Origin of the sequence: Clostridium autoethanogenum DSM 10061, assembly GCF_001484725.1 — a bacterium.
Taxonomy (GTDB): Bacteria; Bacillota; Clostridia; order Clostridiales; family Clostridiaceae; genus Clostridium_B; species Clostridium_B ljungdahlii.
Genome location: NZ_CP012395.1, coordinates 1,980,310 through 1,997,025, shown reverse-complemented (window position 1 = coordinate 1,997,025; position 16,716 = coordinate 1,980,310). Strand labels below are relative to the sequence as shown.

Below are 16,716 nucleotides of genomic sequence, written 5' to 3'. Positions count from 1 at the left end.
AAAAATTCTAAGATTAAGATGCTTATTTATGCAGTTCAAATTTATTCATTTTAGAAATACTTAAACAGAAAGATTTGCGATAATTTCAATTATATACCTGACTATATGACCAATCATGTCAAAATCAATGGTATCCAACGTATCTTTTGAGGTATGGGTGTATTCTAAGCCACCACTAAAAAGATCTGATGATGTTACTACTAAACAAGGTATACCACGAAATATAAAAGGAGCATGATCTCCGGCATACCATTTTCTGCCTTTAACAATTTCTTCACTCTTACCTATAGTGCAGTTTATAATTTCACTTATATTATTACTTAGATTGTGAAAGGAAATGGCAGTTTGAGCTCCCTTATGGCATGGTGAATCTATATTAATCATGAGCTTAATTCTATCTTTTTCATTATCAATTAATTTTAAATATTCCATTTCACCACAGGCACCATAGAATTCTTCACTATTAAATGGTACGATCTCTATATCGTATGCTGTAGATTTCAATACTTCAGCCATCTGCAGCAACACTGCTACTCCTGATGCGTTATCCAAAGCTCCAGGTGTATTATATTTTGTGTCCATATGAGCACCTATAACAATTTTTCCCATTGATTTTGTAGCTTTCTTTAATGCTACAATCTGTCGACTTTTGGACAACCTTTTATGGGAATCTATTGTTAAATTCACAACCTCACCTAAAAGCCCCGCGGCCTCAATTTTTGATAAGGTTTGATCATTGATATTTGTTGATGGTATTAAAAAGTTTCCATCTTCAAAAAGCGGAAATGGATTTTGCCCACTTAATGGATTTTTACCGGTTACAGCAATAATTGCCTTTGGCTTCTTTCTTTCAAGTAGAGAAATAAGATATTTATGCTCTTTCGGATAATAAAAGGGATAGTCTTTTGGCTGCAAAGGACTTTCTGTAAGCTTTCCTGACAATACTAAAATAACATCATTACAATCAATATCTTCTAATTCCTTCACAGTTTTAACCATAATCAACTTTCCACTTCCTTTAAAAGGCTCGGAAAAAGGACTTGGCTCAACCTGGAACAAGTGATTGCGGCTTATAAGAGTTGATTTTGCTTTTTCCCAAACAGTACATTCAAATGGCAGCGACTTTATTGAATAGTTCATATATTTAAACTTATTTTCTAAAAAATTTACTATTTCATCATTTGCAGCTGTTCCTACTGCACGTTCTTTCGTAATTATTTCAAAAACCTTACTTATCATTGTTTTACCTCCAGTTTTTATAGTTAAGGATGAAAAAACAACACACCATCCTTCTATAAAAAAATAACATAGAAAATATAGGGTGGTGTGCAAGTGTAAGGTTTTTTATAAGTTTTTCATCTCTTCAATAATTGAAGGTATTTTTTGAGCTGCTTTTAGTAGTTTATTTAATTCATAAAGCCAGCGATCTCCAACTGAAATAAACTCATCATACTCTTGACAGTCCAGTGATGATGCCACTAACTCGGCATGTCCTTTATCATACATTGAAATACTACGATGGATCGAGGCCATACTATATCCGGACTGTAATAACATATATATAATGTGCATTCTTCCTAAATCAGTACTTGAATAAAGTTTTTCACCTTTTGCACCTACTTTTTCTGGAAGAATTAACCCATTCCTTTCCCAGTTTCGTATGGTTTCAGTAGTGACTCCAAGATAATCAGCAATATCTTTACGTGACAACATTTTCTTTTCTAAAAAAATTTCATTATTCTTAGTTGAGTTTGTCCAATTATCTAGCATTTCACAGGCTTTTTGAGCCTTCTTAATTTCCTGTTCAATTATTCCTATATATAAATCTGTATTTTGTCCTGCTTCATCCCACTGTTTTTTTGTTATTGACCACATGATTTCATTACCGGCATTCCTTATATGTTTGTTTGTAAAAGGATAACCAAAAATACACCGACAAACCTTTATTTGTAGTACATGTAATTCTCCAAATATGCGGTAGTTATTTATATTTCTTTTTGCTTTAGATATAAAGCCTAGCTTTTCATAAAGCCTTATAGTATTGGAATGAATACCATACATTCTAGCTAAATCAATAACTTTATATATTTTTTTCTTTTTCTCCATAATATCTCACCCTACCAGTGGCTCATCTATAAATTTAGTTTCATTTTTCATTATATCCCCTAAAACATTTAAAATAAAAGCCTTGCTTAAAATTTCCTGGACCGTCTTTCTATCATAACAAATATATAAAACAAGTACCCTAACTCTTAAATTTAAAACGATACTTTTCAACAACATCAGGAGGTAGCTAACAATATTGGTAAAGCTTTGAAAATTTACTACGAGAATATTGTTAACGTATTTTTATTTATTATATAAGGGGTTTTGAATTATGAATGTTAGTAGTATATCAAATTCAACAGAAAACAGACTTTATACAAATGAAAATTTATGGGATAAAAATGGCAATATTACAAAAGCCAAGTTTGATACAAGTAAAGCCTTAAAGATTGAAAATGCAAATGTTAATGAAACAAACAGAACTCCATCAGAAATATTATATATACCATCAGAAGATATAGACTACGAAAAGTGCACAGGCAAAGATGGAAAGGAATTTACTGTAACTAGTTATTGTAAGATTAAAGGTGAAACTTTAAATAAAGATTATTTAGATGTATTTGCTTCTAAAGCTCAAGGAAAAGATGTAAGTTATTATGATTATTATGTAAATAATTTTGTGGCAAAAATAGCTCAAAATTTTAGTGATAGTAGTAGTTTAAAAGAGGATGAAAAGTCAATAAAAAAAGGAATAACTGATCTTATTGGAGAGATGAAAAGAAATATTTCAAAAGGTATTTCTAATAATATAGAAAACTTAAATACTAAGTTTAAGGTAAATGGAGTTGATTTTACTTTAAAAGAATTAGTGGATTCTTCAAAGGTTATGGATTATGCATGTTCTATTGTAAATACTTTAGGTGGTATGGATTATAGTGATTATGCAGAAATGGGAATAGCTAAAGGTAAGGTAAGTTCTTATGCAGAAAAAAATCTAAATGTAGAGCAGCAGAAGTTACTTAATTCAACTATGTCTGCAAGAATACAAAAGGTTATAGATTCAGAGCCAGAAATATCAACTGTAATTGAAGACCTGAAACGTGTAAATATCAAAATTGACATGGTTACAGATAAAAATAGTAAATACTATGCCGTAAAAAGTTTAGAACGTGCCACTAATAAGGAATATGCACAAAAAATTATGGATACTTTTGCAAATGTAGATTATTCAAATGCAAAAAGTTTTGATAAAGCTATAGAAGAATATAAAGTTCTAATAAAACCTGTATTAGAGGAAGCAGGTATTAAGAATATGGGAAAAAATGACGCTTTAGATTATACAATTGATTATGAGGCTAATAACCTTAAAACTTTATTTGATAAAGATTATAAAAGAGTTATTTCATCAAGTGTTAAACTTAAAACTTTGTATGGACATTCTTTAGATGTTTATAGATAAATTTTAAAAATGTCTCTATTTTGTAAGATTGAAACTATTTATTTAGAAGAAATATTAAGTAAATTATTAGAATAATAAACAGAGTTCTTGGTTTCAGGTGGAGTTCTTTTCTCCATCTGAAGCTTAGAAATCGTTATCCAGGGGCGTAGCAGCCGTTATCCCCCACTTTATAAGAAGATGGGGGTATTACGGCTGGTAGCCATCGGATAAAATTTAATATTTCTTATTGAAGTCATCTTAAATTAAAGCTTTGAAAATGTTGGAGTTTATATTATACTTAATTTGATTGTATTTGAAATCTTCAATAGTTTTCATGATGTATGAGTTCATAGAATAATTATTGTAAATATACAATTAGTAGATTAAGGAAAAAAGGGGGAATTTATAATGATTTTAGTTATAAGAGTTAGCTCCATGCAAAGATTGTAAAAACATGGAAAAATTTTGTTTGGAGCTGCAGGGAAAATAATGTTAAACTTAATTTATGTATGTTTCAAAATGACATTTTCAAATCATTATGAGTAGTGTATAAGTTAATTAGCGACCCTATAAATTTATCAATTTAGTTTTTACATGTTTTGTTCAGTCTTTGCTTCATTATTTACAAAGTAAATGTAGATTGGAGCAGATGACTTATGAAATATGAAAAGGCACAGAGTGTATTACCAGAATGTATAATTCAAGAAATTCAAAAATATACTGATGGTGGATATATTTATATTCCTAGGAAAAATGAAAATAAAAAATCCTGGGGAGAAAATACTGAAACCAAAAAGTATCTTTATATAAGGAATAAAGAAATTTTTAATAAGTATTGTACAGGAATATCTGTTAAAAGCTTATCTAAACAATATTATTTAACAGAAAATAGTATTAGAAGAATAATCAGAAAACAAAAAAAACATGGTTAACGTAAAACGGTATATTAGCATAAAAAAGTATGCTAATATACCGTTGTTTTATTTTACTATAGCTAAACAATTGAATATAGTTGAGGCTGTTTAGCTATATAGTCACATATAATACAGAAATATTTATGAGCTTGAGTATTTATAGCATGAAATGATATGCTTTAAAAGCGCATAATATATTAGATTGGAAATACATAGATAAAGGAAGTAAATAAATAATGAGTATTTTAACAGTTGAAAATATGAGCCATTCATTTGGTGAAAGAGTATTATTTAAAAATACATCTTTTAAACTATTAAGAGGAGAGCATATTGGTCTTATTGGTGCTAATGGGGAAGGTAAGTCAACCTTTATGAAAATTATTACGGGAGAGCTTCTGCCAGATGATGGTACAATTCAATGGAATCCTAAATTTAGCATAGGCTATATGGATCAGCATGTTGATCTAAAAAAAGGAAATACTACACTAGACACTTTAAAGGGCGCATTTTCAAAGTTATTTGATATAGAGAAAAAAATAAGTGACTTATGCAACAAGCTTGGTACTATGGATGAAAAGGAATTATCCAAAGCTCTCAATAAGTTATCAAATATGCAAGAAACTTTAGACAAAAACAACTTTTACAGTATTAATTCAAAAATACAATCTACAGCAGCAGGTCTTGGGATTAGAGAACTTTTAGATAAAGACGTTTCAGATTTAAGCGGTGGACAAAGAACAAAGGTTTTACTTGCTAAGCTTTTACTTGAAGCACCAGACATTTTGTTATTAGATGAGCCTACTAACCACCTGGATGAAGAACATATAGAATGGTTAAAAAGCTATTTAATAAATTATGAGAATGCCTTTATATTGATATCCCATGATAACAGCTTTTTAAACAGCGTTGTCAATGTAATATATCACCTTGAACACAAAATCTTAACTAGATATCACGGAAATTATGATTATTTTCTCAGGCTTTATGAAATAAGAAAACAGCAGCTGCAGATTGAATACAAAGAGCAGCAAAATGAAATTGCAAAGCTTGAAGATTATGTGAGAAAAAATAAAGCGAGAGCTGCAACGGCAAAACAAGCAAAGGCAAGAGAAAAAAAGCTAAGTAAAATTGAAAGAATAGAAATTAAAAAGAACCTTATAAAACCTCGCTTTAATTTTAAAAGTGTAAAAATGCCGGAAAGTGTAATTTTTAGAGCCAGCAATTTAGTTATTGGATATGATAAGCCTTTAAGCAGACCTCTAAATCTAAAAATGAAAAGAGGAGAAAAAATTGCAATAACTGGAGCCAATGGCTTAGGAAAAACAACTCTATTAAAAAGTTTGCTTGGATTATTAAAACCTGTAAATGGTAAAGTAGTTTTAAGTGACTATAAAAAAATAGGCTACTTTGAGCAGGAAGTTGCAGAAAGTAATACCCATACGGTTTTATATGATGTTTGGAAGACTTTTTCTGATTTGACCCAAACTGAGGTTAGAAGTGACCTTGCTAAATGCGGACTCACAAGACAGCACATAGACAGTCCTATTAATATATTGAGTGGAGGAGAACAGGCCAAAGTTAGATTGTGCAAGATCATCAATAAACCAACCAATATATTAGTTTTGGATGAACCAACTAATCACTTAGATATCTATGCTAAAGATGAGCTTAAGCGTGCTTTAAAGGAATATGACGGCAGCATAATTTTAGTGTGCCATGAACCAGAGTTTTATGAAGACATTGTAGCGAATGTATGGAATTGTGAAGACTGGAAAGCGTGAGTATTAGAGCCGGTTAAAATAACCGGCTTTTTTCTGTAGTTTATCCATATTATGTAAACAATTATAAATCTATCTTGGTATCAATAATTGTCTCTAATTTTTTGATTTCTTCATGTGAAATAGTTCTATTTTTACTTTTAAAATTATCTATAAATGAAAGTAATTCATTTACTTTCATAACAGGAGTAGAATTTGTAGGTACTTTTAGTCTTGAACTCCATCTTATTGTGAATACTACTATAGGTTGAATCCACAAATGTCCAAGTTGATTCTCTTTTAAATAACAACTCAAAGTGTATACATGTCTCCGGGATTGTTTACATGGATTGTAAAAGTTTTTATAGTAAACTCCTCCTTTTTGGCCAACTTTTTTCTCGCCTTTTATACCATAGGAGAATATTGATGCCTTATTCAAATGATATAGCAAATAAATTATTGGAATAAATGATGAATTGGATTTTGTCGGCATAGCTATAATTTTAATTATTGCCATAATAGTATTACTCCTTTACTAACAGAGGTAAGTGTATATATTAGTTAATATGTGATAATAATAAAAATAATATTGAATTTTAGGAAGAGGAGTGAGATTAGATGTCGCGAGGTTTACAGATATTTTTAATTACTATAGGTGGATTAATTACAATTGGAACAATAATGGCTGTATTTATAAAAATTATGATTAATATTACGAAATATGTGAATGAAAAAAATGGGTCATATTAGAATGGATAAGTTTTATGGTAACAATATTGAAGAACATACATAAACTAAATGTAGATTATGAAAATTGTATGGAGGGAGCTTTTTGCCTAATGAAAAACAAGATTTATTATTTTGGACAGGTATAATGAGAGACCATGCTATATTTCAAAATAGTGCATTAACATCTAAAGAAGTGCCATATATTCAGAAAACAATAATTTTTAGAAACTTTTTTCAGAAAACTATGGACAAAATTGAAAGCAAAGACAATTTTAATGAAAATACACCTGGTTTAATTGAAGCTGTTAATGACTTCATAAATTTTAAAGTAAGTATACTTAAAGGTCTTTTGACCTGTAAATTAGAGATGAATTTGCCGCCAACTCTTATTAGTCATCAAATAAATGAAGCTATGGAATTTAGACTTCAACTTATGTATCCAGAAGATTATTTAAAAAGTATTCAAGATCCTATACATTTTATAGAGTTATTAAATAAGTGGATATCTGATAGTTCAGGTCATGCCTCGGCTTATGCTTCATTTTTAGATCCTACTGAATCAATTCTTAGCGCTGAAGCACTTGAATTTAAGATGAAATTTGATATGTTGTCAGTGAAAGGTAATGAATTACAAATGATGATGATGCAAAGTGAATCAGGCAATGAGGCTCTAATGCTCTTGATTGAAGAAATAGAAAAAGTAATGAAAAAATTTATCCTATATTTACAAGAAATATTAAAATTGAGATCCAGTTGTGAGGTTATGGCAATAGGTACATTAAATCCTCTCCTTCCAGACCATATGATTAGAGAGCATAAATACTATCTGGATAAAATTAATAATTATATGAAAAGCAAAAAATGTTAAATATACTTTTTGTACACCTTACAAAGCTACATATGCATAGTTTTGTAGAAGGTTCAATATTATAAAAAAGAAGACTAGGTATTCTCCATGCCCAGTCTTCTTTAAGTTACTAAAAATTCTTATTTTTCATAGCATATCTTATATTGAGCAATTTCAATCTGTCCATTTTCAATGTGGTATACCACTTTTAAAACTTAAGACGCAAAGAAAAAATATTTTTTATAAATGGTTATAATAATAGATATGTTTAAATTAGAAGGAGTGATATTGATTGTCACAAAGCGTAGGAATAGTTTTAATTATTGCAAGTGGATTAATTGTATTGGAAGGTATAACATTTGCTTTTATAAAAATTATGATTAATATAATTAAATACTTAAATAACAAAGATAGACATCATTAAATAGCGCTATACTTGGTATTAAGTAGGATGAAATACAAAATTTTACACAAATTTGGAAATATATTTATCACATGATTTTATGATAAATTCCTAATCATATATATGAAGGTTTTTATCCGATGACTACCTGATCTAATACTCCAACTTCTTTAAGTTGGAGTAAAGATCAGCTACGTCCCTGGATAACGAGTTCTAAGCATCAGGTGGAGTCAAAACTCCATCTGATGCCAAGAACTCTGTTTATTAAAATAATGGGCAAATTGTTAAGCCATCTTTTAGGAGGAGACTACTCGTGAGATTAAATCATGTGATGAAGAAAATTAAAGTTATGTCATTGTTAAAATACATAACTTTAATATTTATATTCTTAACGATCCCTATACTTAAATGTTCAATATGTAAGTCTAGGGAAAGTATAAATAAGGAAGAGATAAGTGCAGAAATTCAAAAAATATATAATTTTCGGTGTGATGCTCTTAAAACCGGTGATTATTCAACATTGAATAATTACTATGATACATCTAGACCAAGCGGTAAATATGCATTAGAGCATGAAGTAAAAAGAGCTAAATACTTGAAGGATTGGTGCAGCAAAAGAAATATAGAATTTAAAGATATTAAATCTACTATAAATTTAAGAAAAGCTATACCTCACGGTAGCGCAGTAAGATTAGTTATTGCAGAAAGTTATAAGTTTGATTATAAATATAAAAATGATGAAGCTAGTCCATTAAATTCATTTGGAGTAGGTATACGCCATACGGCAAGTGTAGTAAAAAAAGATGGAAAATGGCTTGTACTTAGTGACTGGTACACTGATTGCTTTGAAGATTCTCTTCAACTTTATACAGCAGCATTAAATAATAACATAAGTTCTTCAAGAAAATATTCCAATAATTTCAGCGGTAAAAGGAGAATGGTTTATGACAGGAAAAACGCAGTGGCTTATGCTGACAAGTATTGTGGTATAGCTTGGGGAAATAGCAATAACTTTAAGTATAATAGGAAATATGATGATTATAATGGAGCAGGGGGAGACTGTACTAATTTTATATCTCAAGTATTGGGAGATAAAGAAGGAGGTGCCATGCGTACCAACGGTGAATGGCATCCAGGTACAAGAGCTTGGTCAAATGCAGATGGATTAAAAAATTATTTGTTACGCAGTGGAAGGGGAAGTGTTATAAAGATTGGAACTTTTGATCAGTTAACTGCTAATATATCAAATACATCTAATGGAGTATTTAGTAAGTTAAAGATAGGTGATTTGATAGCTTATGAGAAAGGCAGAGGTAATATAGATCATTTTGCAATAGTAACGGGATTTGATTCTCACAATTACCCTTTGGTTAACTCCCATACCACAGATAGGTATCATGTACCCTGGGATTTAGGTTGGGGAAATAAAAATATAAGATTTTTTCTCATACACATGAGGAATTAAGAATTTTATATTAAGGTTGAACATCTATAACATAGGTCTGCGGCATTAAGAAATTAGTGCCGCAGACCTATATTTATCCGATGACTACCTTCTCTAATACTCCAACTTCTTTAAGTTGGAGTAAAGAGCAGCTACGTCCCTGGATAACGAGTTCTAAGCATCAGGTGGAGTCAAAACTCCATCTGATGCTTAGAACTCTGTTTATGTTAAAGAAAATAATATAACAAAAATGTAATGTTAATGAAATATAGTTCAATTGATGATATAAATAGAATCTTATAAAATAAGTTACATGAAATGACGTTAATAGAGCCAGTTAATATCTCAAAATGAAAGCATTATATAAATTATCAATAATATTGCAAAGGAGTGCGGTATGAATTATATCAAAAAAAAGCTTACAAATTTCATGAATATATCTTTAAAAATTCTTTTTTTAATGATTATATTAGGAAGTATAGGAATGTCATTTTTAAGCCTTATAAAGTTATCATTCAAAAATATAATATACTTAATAGTAAGTAGTTTAATTTTATTTTTGATTTGTTCATTAATAGGATACTTTATTTGTAAACTTTTGAAAAAAGGTTATTCTGATAAAGTAATATTATTAATAATTTTGTTATTAGCATTTTCATTAAGGCTATTATACATTTTATTAATAGATGTTAAACCATTTTCAGATTTTGAAATAATTTATAATTGTGGCCAAAAATTTGCATATGGAGACTACTCAGTCTTTAAAGGTACAAGCTATATAGCCAGGTTTCCCCATTTAACAATATTAACATTATATTTTGGAATGATAATTAAAGTATTTCCAGATGCTTTATTGGTAATTAAATTAATAAACATAATTTTATCAACAATAAATGTATATATTATTTATTTGATAAGTATAGAATTATACGGAAATAAAAAGGAATCAATCATAATTTCTTTTATAGCATGTGTATTTCCAGCATTTATATTTTATAATTCTGTAATTTGTTCAGAAAATTTAGCTATGACATTTTTTTTAGGAAGTATCTACATATTCATTTTAGTAATAAAAAATAAAAAGGGTTCACTGTGGATTCTTGTTTCAGGACTATTATTAAGTATAGGTAATCTTTTTAGAATGGTAGGTATTGTTATTATTATAGCGTACATTTCTTATTTAATAATTTATTATCAAAATAGGAAAAGCATTACTATAAGTATATTATTAATAGTTTCATTTTTAATTCCATTAGGCACTACTAACACCATATTGTTAAGATTGAATATAACAGAATATTCGCTGTGGCATGGAAGAGAACCAGCTGCATGGACCTCTGCCTTAAAAGGTACAAATATTAAAGCTATAGGTATGTGGAATAATGAAGACAGTCAAGTAGCAGAAAAATATAATTTTAATTATGATAAGGTTGAATCAGCTTGTAAGTCTATTATTAAGGAGAGATTGACGAGTACACCGTTGTATGAATTAATTGGATTTTATATAGTTAAATTTATAGGACAATGGTCAAGTGGTGATTTTTCAGGAGCATATTGGTCTACAGGTGAGATTAGCATATTAAATTCAAGATTTACTTTGAGCATAGTATTATTCTTTTATTCTCAAATGTTATATATTATTTTAATGATGTGTATATATAAACGATTATTTCATGTAAAACAATATTTGTATAATAAGCTAATAAACTTGCTATATATAATATTTTGTGGTTTTGGGATGCTTTATTTAATTACTGAGCAACAACCGAGGTATGGTTATATAATATCATGGGTATTTATATTAATGTATCAATTACCGGTGAGACAAACAACGGATTAAGTGATATACATGTAAAATTGAATCGCTTGATGGTAATGTCATCAGATAACAAAATCATTAATGTTTAGAATAGTACTAAGAAAAAAGGGAGATTTATAAATGCAAAATATATTAAGTGTAGAAAAAATTGAAAAGTATTATGGTAGTAAAGATAATGTAACAAAGGCTATAGATAATATCAGCTTTAAGGTAGATGAAGGGGAGTTTGTTGGAATAATGGGACCTTCAGGAAGTGGTAAAACTACATTACTTAACTGTATATCAACTATTGATAATGTTACTGTGGGAAAGATAATAATAAATGATAGTGACATTACCAGGTTAAAATCAAAAGCATTGGACAAGTTTAGGCAAAATGAGTTAGGATTTATATTTCAAGACTTTAACTTATTAGATACTCTTACAGCTTATGAGAATATTGCTTTAGCATTAACAATAAAAGGCGAGAAAATTTCAGAAATAGATGAAAAAATAAAATCAGTAGCTAAATATTTAGAAATAGGACAAGTATTAAATAAATATCCTTATCAGATGTCAGGAGGACAAAAACAAAGAGTTGCTTCAGCAAGAGCAATAGTAACTAATCCATCTTTGGTACTTGCAGATGAACCAACAGGAGCACTGGATTCAAAATCAGCCAGATTAGTACTTGAAAGATTTGAAAGTTTAAACAAGGAGTTGAATACTACCATACTTATGGTTACTCATGATTCTTTTACAGCAAGCTATGCTCATAGAATACTTTTTATTAAAGATGGAAGAATCTTCAGCGAGCTTGTAAGAGGTAATAACACTAGAAAAGAATTCTTTAATAAAATTATAGAAGTTATAACTCTTCTTGGAGGTGATGACAACAATGTATTCTAAGATAGCTATAAACAATATTAAGAAAAGTTATAAGGATTATACGATATACTTTTTAACACTAATACTGGCTGTTTGTATATTTTACAGCTTTAATTCTATAGATTCACAAAAAGCACTTATTGATGTAAAATCTTCAAATGCAAAATACATATCCAGGTTAATGGAAATGATGTCTGGCGTATCAGTATTTGTATCAATGATATTAGGGAGTTTAATATTATATGCAAATAATTTTTTAATAAAGAAACGCAAAAAAGAATTAGGAATATACATGTCTTTAGGTATGGGAAAAGGAAAAGTATCCAGGATATTAGTAGCAGAGACACTTATAGTTGGAATTATATCTTTAATTGTCGGTCTTATATTAGGAATGGGAACATCACAGGTTCTATCTATTTTTACATTAAAATTATTTGAGACTCCTATAAATGAATACAGGTTTGCTGTTTCAACAAGTGCTATAGGTAAGACTATATTATACTTTGGAATAATGTTTTTGCTTGTTATGATATTTAATGTATTTGTTATTTCTAAGTATAAAATAATTGATTTACTAACAGCAGGCAGGAAAAATGAAAATATAAAATTTAAAAATTCATTTACATATTTATTAGCTTTTATTCTATGTGTGGTATTACTTGGATTTACGTATAAATCTATACTAAAGATAGGTTTAGATACAAGAAATCCTATGTTTAAGCCATTAATAGTCCTCTCGGTAGTAAGTACAGTATTATTCTTCTTTAGTTTATCTGGAGTAATGCTATATATAGTAAATAGAAATAAGAATGTATATTTAAAAGGATTGAATATATTTGTAGTAAAACAAATAAGTAGTAAAGTTAATACAAATTTTATATCAATGTCAGTAATATGCTTAATGTTATTTATTACAATACTTGTATTATCTACAGGAATAAGTCTTAAGAAGGATTTTGAAGCAGGGCTTGAAAAAGAGGCACCTTTTGATGCTAGTATAACAGTATACAATAATAGTAAAAAGAACAATTTAGAAGATGTATTAGCTAAGGTTAATTTTAAAACAAGTAAAAATGAAAAGTATGCAGCTTACAATGAATATCTTTCAGGAGTAAAAGTAGGCGGTTTATTATCAATTACAGATGAAGAGCATAAGGATGATAAGGTATCCTTTGTTAAAATATCCGATTATAATAAAATGTTGAAACTGAGAGGAAAAAAAGAAATAAGCTTAAACAAGGATGAGGTTTTACTTATGTCTAACTATAATGAGATGGTTAAGTTAGCTCATGGAAAGCTTAAAAGTAATAAGAAAGTTAATATTAAAGGAAAAGAGTACTTGGTTAAAAACGATAAAATTATAGAAGAAAATCTCGGAAATGATATAGTGCAAGATACTTATTTAACGATAGTTATAAATGATGAAATTCTACCAAAGTCCAATAAAATTTGCAGATCCATACTTAATGTGATGTATTCAAATAAAAATAGGGAACAAAATAATAAAAAATATAGTGAAATACACGAGAATTTATTAAATCACAAGTATAAGGGCTTAAGTATTTCAGATATGAATGCTTATTCAAAGGATGATATTTATTCCAGTGAAAAGGGTGGAACAACAGCAGTATTATTTATAGGAATATATTTAGGGATAATATTTCTAATAACCAGCATGGCAGTACTTGCTCTTCAACAATTATCAGAAGCCAGTGATAGTATAGAAAGATATAAAGCATTAAAGAGAATTGGTGCAAACAAAAAAATGATAGATAAAACAATCTTCATTCAAACTTTTATGTATTTTAGTCTCCCAGTTACGCTTGCGATAATTCATTCTATCATTGCCATTTCAGTAGTTAATGGAGAGATGAGTAAGTTTAATCAAATAGATATTAGATTTTCAGCTTTAACAACAGCGTTATTATTTATCGCAGTTTACGTAGGATATTTCTATACAACATATACAGGATACAAAAATATAGTAAAAAATAATATCTAATATTATAATAATTATTAGGACTATTAAATTTTGTTTGCCAAAGTTTAATAGTCTTCTATATAGAAAGGTAAAGAAAATAATGACAAAAATTATTATTATTGAAGATGATGAAGTTATAAGAGAAGAATTACAAAATTTTTTAATGAAATATGGATACGAAGTGAAAGCTCCTGTAGATTTTAATAATATAATACAATATGTTGAAAATGAGAATGCAAACCTTATACTGCTAGACATAAATCTACCACAGTTTGATGGCTATTATATATGTAGAGAAATACGTAAAACCTCAGATGTTCCCATTATAATAGTTACTAGCAGGGATAGTGATGCAGATGAATTAATTAGTATGAATTTGGGGGCAGATGATTTTATAACAAAACCTTATAATACAGAAATACTACTTGCAAGGATAACAAATATATTAAAAAGAACCTATGGAAACTTAAAAACTAGTAATATATTAAATTACAAAGACTTTAATTTAAATCTTTCAAATGCAACGGTTATTTATAAAGACAAATCCTTAGAGCTAACTAAAAATGAGGTTAAGATACTTTCCTATTTAATAAATAATAGAGGAAGTATAGTAAAAAGAGATTTACTTATGGAATACTTGTGGAAAGTAGACTATTTTGTAGATGACAGTGCTTTAACTGTTAATATTAACAGATTAAGAAAGAAGCTTGAAGAGATAGGAATAAAAAATCCAATAGAGACAAGAAGAGGGTTAGGGTATATAATGCCATGAGTATAGGTGAATTTATTAAAGATAAAATGGCAGTAATATCATGCAATATGCTGATGTTTATTGTGTTATCAGTTATAATGCTTGCTATTAATGTTAACTTCATTATAATTGTATTGTTTTTTTGCATCTGGTTTTTACCACTAATTTCATATATGGCCTTAGAATTTATAAAATATAAAAATTATTATGATGAAATTGACAGTATATTAGAAAAATTAGATAAGAAATATCTGCTTCCAGAGGTAATAAAAGAAGCAAACTTTATAGAAGGTGAAAAGCTTAATTCTATACTTAAAGTGGTAAGCAGAAATATGCATGAGAATGTTAAATATTATAAAGATATGCAGGCAGATTATAGAGAATACATAGAGACCTGGGTACATGAAATTAAGACGCCAATAGCTTCTACAAAACTTATACTTGAAAATAATCAAAATGAAGTAACTAATAAAATAGATTTCCAGATGGATAGAATTGAGGGATTTGTAGAACAGGTACTTTATTATTCACGAAGTAACAATGTGAGTAAAGACTATATTATAAAACAAATTAACCTTGATAATGCAGTAAGAAATGCAGTCAAAAGGAATTATAGAGATTTTATTCATAAGAAAATAAAATTAGATATAAAAGATATTGATGAAATTGTATATACTGATGGAAAATGGGTTGAATTTATTATAAATCAGATAATAGGAAATTCTATAAAGTACTTAAGTAATAAGGAGCCAATGATAATTATATATTCAGCGAAGAAAGCTAATTTAGTAATGTTAACTATAGAGGATAATGGAGTGGGTATAGTAGATAGAGATATAAATAGAGTTTTTGAAAAAGGATTTACTGGTGAGAACGGAAGAAAGTTTAGCAAAAGCACAGGAATGGGACTATATTTATGTGAAAAGCTTTGTTCAAAATTGGGGTTGAAAATTAGTATTAACTCTGATATAAATAAAGGAACTAAAGTTACATTAATATTTCCTTTGTCAGATATGATTGATATATGCAACACTTAAAATGTGATCTAAAATATGTGTGGAAAAATTAAGAAATCCTTTGTGACCATGCAGTAGAGACAATGAGTATAACATAAGGGTTATACTTGTATATGTGAGGTGAAAATTTTGCAGTATGTAATAGGATTATTTAATCATTATGGATACATTGTATTATTAATAGCGTTAATGCTGGAACTTATAGCGTTTCCCTTACCTGGAGAGGCACTTATGACCTATTGTGGATATGTTATTTATAAGGGGAAAATGAGTTTAATTTTAAGTATATTAATTGCTTCACTTGGAGTAAGTATAGGTGTAACTCTATCCTATTTTATTGGAAGAATATTAGGATCAGCTTTTTTCGAAAAACATGGACATTATATTCACATGAATAAAAATAAATTTGATAAGGTATCTCTATGGCTTAAAAAATATGGTAATAAGCTGCTAATTATAGCCTACTTTATTCCAGGTGTAAGGCATGTTACGGGGTATGTTTCAGGCATTGCAGATATGTCATATAAAAGATTTTCAGTTAATGCATATATAGGAGCTCTTATATGGACCACTACTTTTATTTCATTGGGAAGTGTCCTTGGAGTTAACTGGGTAAAATATCATCACTTGTTAGAAGGTATTTGTTTATAGAAAATTTACAGAACAGTGCCTAAAATAAAACAAGAAAAAATTCAACTATCAGT

16 protein-coding genes are annotated in these 16,716 nt (G+C 28.6%); 13 read left to right on the top strand and 3 right to left on the bottom strand.

Annotation, left to right across the window (positions count from 1 at the left end; genetic code table 11):
* Window positions 1–60: 60 nt before the first annotated feature.
* Both CLAU_RS08940 and CLAU_RS08935 read right to left on the bottom strand, forming a co-directional pair.
* Window positions 61–1,239, bottom strand: coding sequence for a M28 family metallopeptidase (locus CLAU_RS08940; protein WP_013240599.1), 1,179 nt, complete (start codon window positions 1,237–1,239; stop codon window positions 61–63).
* A gap of 105 nt (window positions 1,240–1,344) precedes the next feature.
* A complete protein-coding gene (locus CLAU_RS08935) occupies window positions 1,345–2,106 on the bottom strand; it encodes a MerR family transcriptional regulator (protein WP_013240598.1) in 762 nt (253 codons plus the stop codon).
* Between the two features lie 271 nt (window positions 2,107–2,377).
* Between CLAU_RS08935 and CLAU_RS08930 the strand changes: the two genes are divergently transcribed.
* The 3 genes from CLAU_RS08930 to CLAU_RS08920 all read left to right on the top strand — a co-directional run bounded on the left by CLAU_RS08930 (window position 2,378) and on the right by CLAU_RS08920 (window position 6,179).
* A complete protein-coding gene (locus CLAU_RS08930; RefSeq protein ID WP_013240597.1) occupies window positions 2,378–3,505 on the top strand; it encodes a hypothetical protein in 1,128 nt (375 codons plus the stop codon).
* Between the two features lie 635 nt (window positions 3,506–4,140).
* Window positions 4,141–4,416: a CD3324 family protein gene (locus CLAU_RS08925; protein WP_013240596.1), complete on the top strand. Its 276-nt coding sequence runs from the start codon at window positions 4,141–4,143 to the stop codon at window positions 4,414–4,416.
* 218 nt (window positions 4,417–4,634) lie between these two features.
* Window positions 4,635–6,179: an ABC-F family ATP-binding cassette domain-containing protein gene (locus CLAU_RS08920; RefSeq protein WP_023162478.1), complete on the top strand. Its 1,545-nt coding sequence runs from the start codon at window positions 4,635–4,637 to the stop codon at window positions 6,177–6,179.
* Between the two features lie 61 nt (window positions 6,180–6,240).
* Here the strand turns inward: CLAU_RS08920 and CLAU_RS08915 are convergent, their stop codons facing one another.
* Window positions 6,241–6,672, bottom strand: coding sequence for a nuclease-related domain-containing protein (locus CLAU_RS08915; protein WP_013240594.1), 432 nt, complete (start codon window positions 6,670–6,672; stop codon window positions 6,241–6,243).
* A 101-nt stretch (window positions 6,673–6,773) separates the two neighbouring features.
* Between CLAU_RS08915 and CLAU_RS21365 the strand changes: the two genes are divergently transcribed.
* The 10 genes from CLAU_RS21365 to CLAU_RS08875 all read left to right on the top strand — a co-directional run bounded on the left by CLAU_RS21365 (window position 6,774) and on the right by CLAU_RS08875 (window position 16,663).
* Window positions 6,774–6,905: a hypothetical protein gene (locus CLAU_RS21365; RefSeq protein ID WP_023162477.1), complete on the top strand. Its 132-nt coding sequence runs from the start codon at window positions 6,774–6,776 to the stop codon at window positions 6,903–6,905.
* 82 nt (window positions 6,906–6,987) lie between these two features.
* Window positions 6,988–7,752: a DUF2935 domain-containing protein gene (locus CLAU_RS08910; RefSeq protein WP_023162475.1), complete on the top strand. Its 765-nt coding sequence runs from the start codon at window positions 6,988–6,990 to the stop codon at window positions 7,750–7,752.
* Window positions 7,753–8,023: 271 nt separating this feature from the next.
* The gene (locus tag CLAU_RS21360; RefSeq protein ID WP_013240592.1) at window positions 8,024–8,155 is read left to right on the top strand and encodes a hypothetical protein; all 132 of its coding nucleotides are present in this window, start codon (window positions 8,024–8,026) and stop codon (window positions 8,153–8,155) included.
* A 292-nt stretch (window positions 8,156–8,447) separates the two neighbouring features.
* Entirely contained in the window at window positions 8,448–9,599 is a 1,152-nt protein-coding gene (locus CLAU_RS08905; RefSeq protein WP_023162474.1) for an amidase domain-containing protein, read from the top strand.
* 376 nt (window positions 9,600–9,975) lie between these two features.
* Window positions 9,976–11,418 carry a glycosyltransferase family 39 protein gene (locus CLAU_RS08900; protein ID WP_023162473.1) on the top strand — a complete coding sequence of 481 codons (1,443 nt, stop codon included), beginning with the start codon at window positions 9,976–9,978 and terminating at the stop codon, window positions 11,416–11,418.
* Between the two features lie 99 nt (window positions 11,419–11,517).
* Window positions 11,518–12,285, top strand: coding sequence for an ABC transporter ATP-binding protein (locus tag CLAU_RS08895; protein ID WP_013240589.1), 768 nt, complete (start codon window positions 11,518–11,520; stop codon window positions 12,283–12,285).
* Window positions 12,275–14,266 carry an FtsX-like permease family protein gene (locus CLAU_RS08890; protein ID WP_013240588.1) on the top strand — a complete coding sequence of 664 codons (1,992 nt, stop codon included), beginning with the start codon at window positions 12,275–12,277 and terminating at the stop codon, window positions 14,264–14,266. Before CLAU_RS08895 ends, CLAU_RS08890 begins: the two co-directional genes overlap by 11 nt.
* Window positions 14,267–14,345: 79 nt before the next feature.
* A complete protein-coding gene (locus CLAU_RS08885; RefSeq protein ID WP_029170057.1) occupies window positions 14,346–15,017 on the top strand; it encodes a response regulator transcription factor in 672 nt (223 codons plus the stop codon).
* Window positions 15,014–16,033, top strand: coding sequence for a sensor histidine kinase (locus CLAU_RS08880; RefSeq protein WP_013240586.1), 1,020 nt, complete (start codon window positions 15,014–15,016; stop codon window positions 16,031–16,033). Before CLAU_RS08885 ends, CLAU_RS08880 begins: the two co-directional genes overlap by 4 nt.
* A gap of 108 nt (window positions 16,034–16,141) precedes the next feature.
* On the top strand, window positions 16,142–16,663 hold the full coding sequence (locus tag CLAU_RS08875; RefSeq protein WP_013240585.1) for a DedA family protein: 522 nt from the start codon (window positions 16,142–16,144) through the stop codon (window positions 16,661–16,663).
* The last annotated feature ends 53 nt before the right edge of the window (window positions 16,664–16,716 follow it).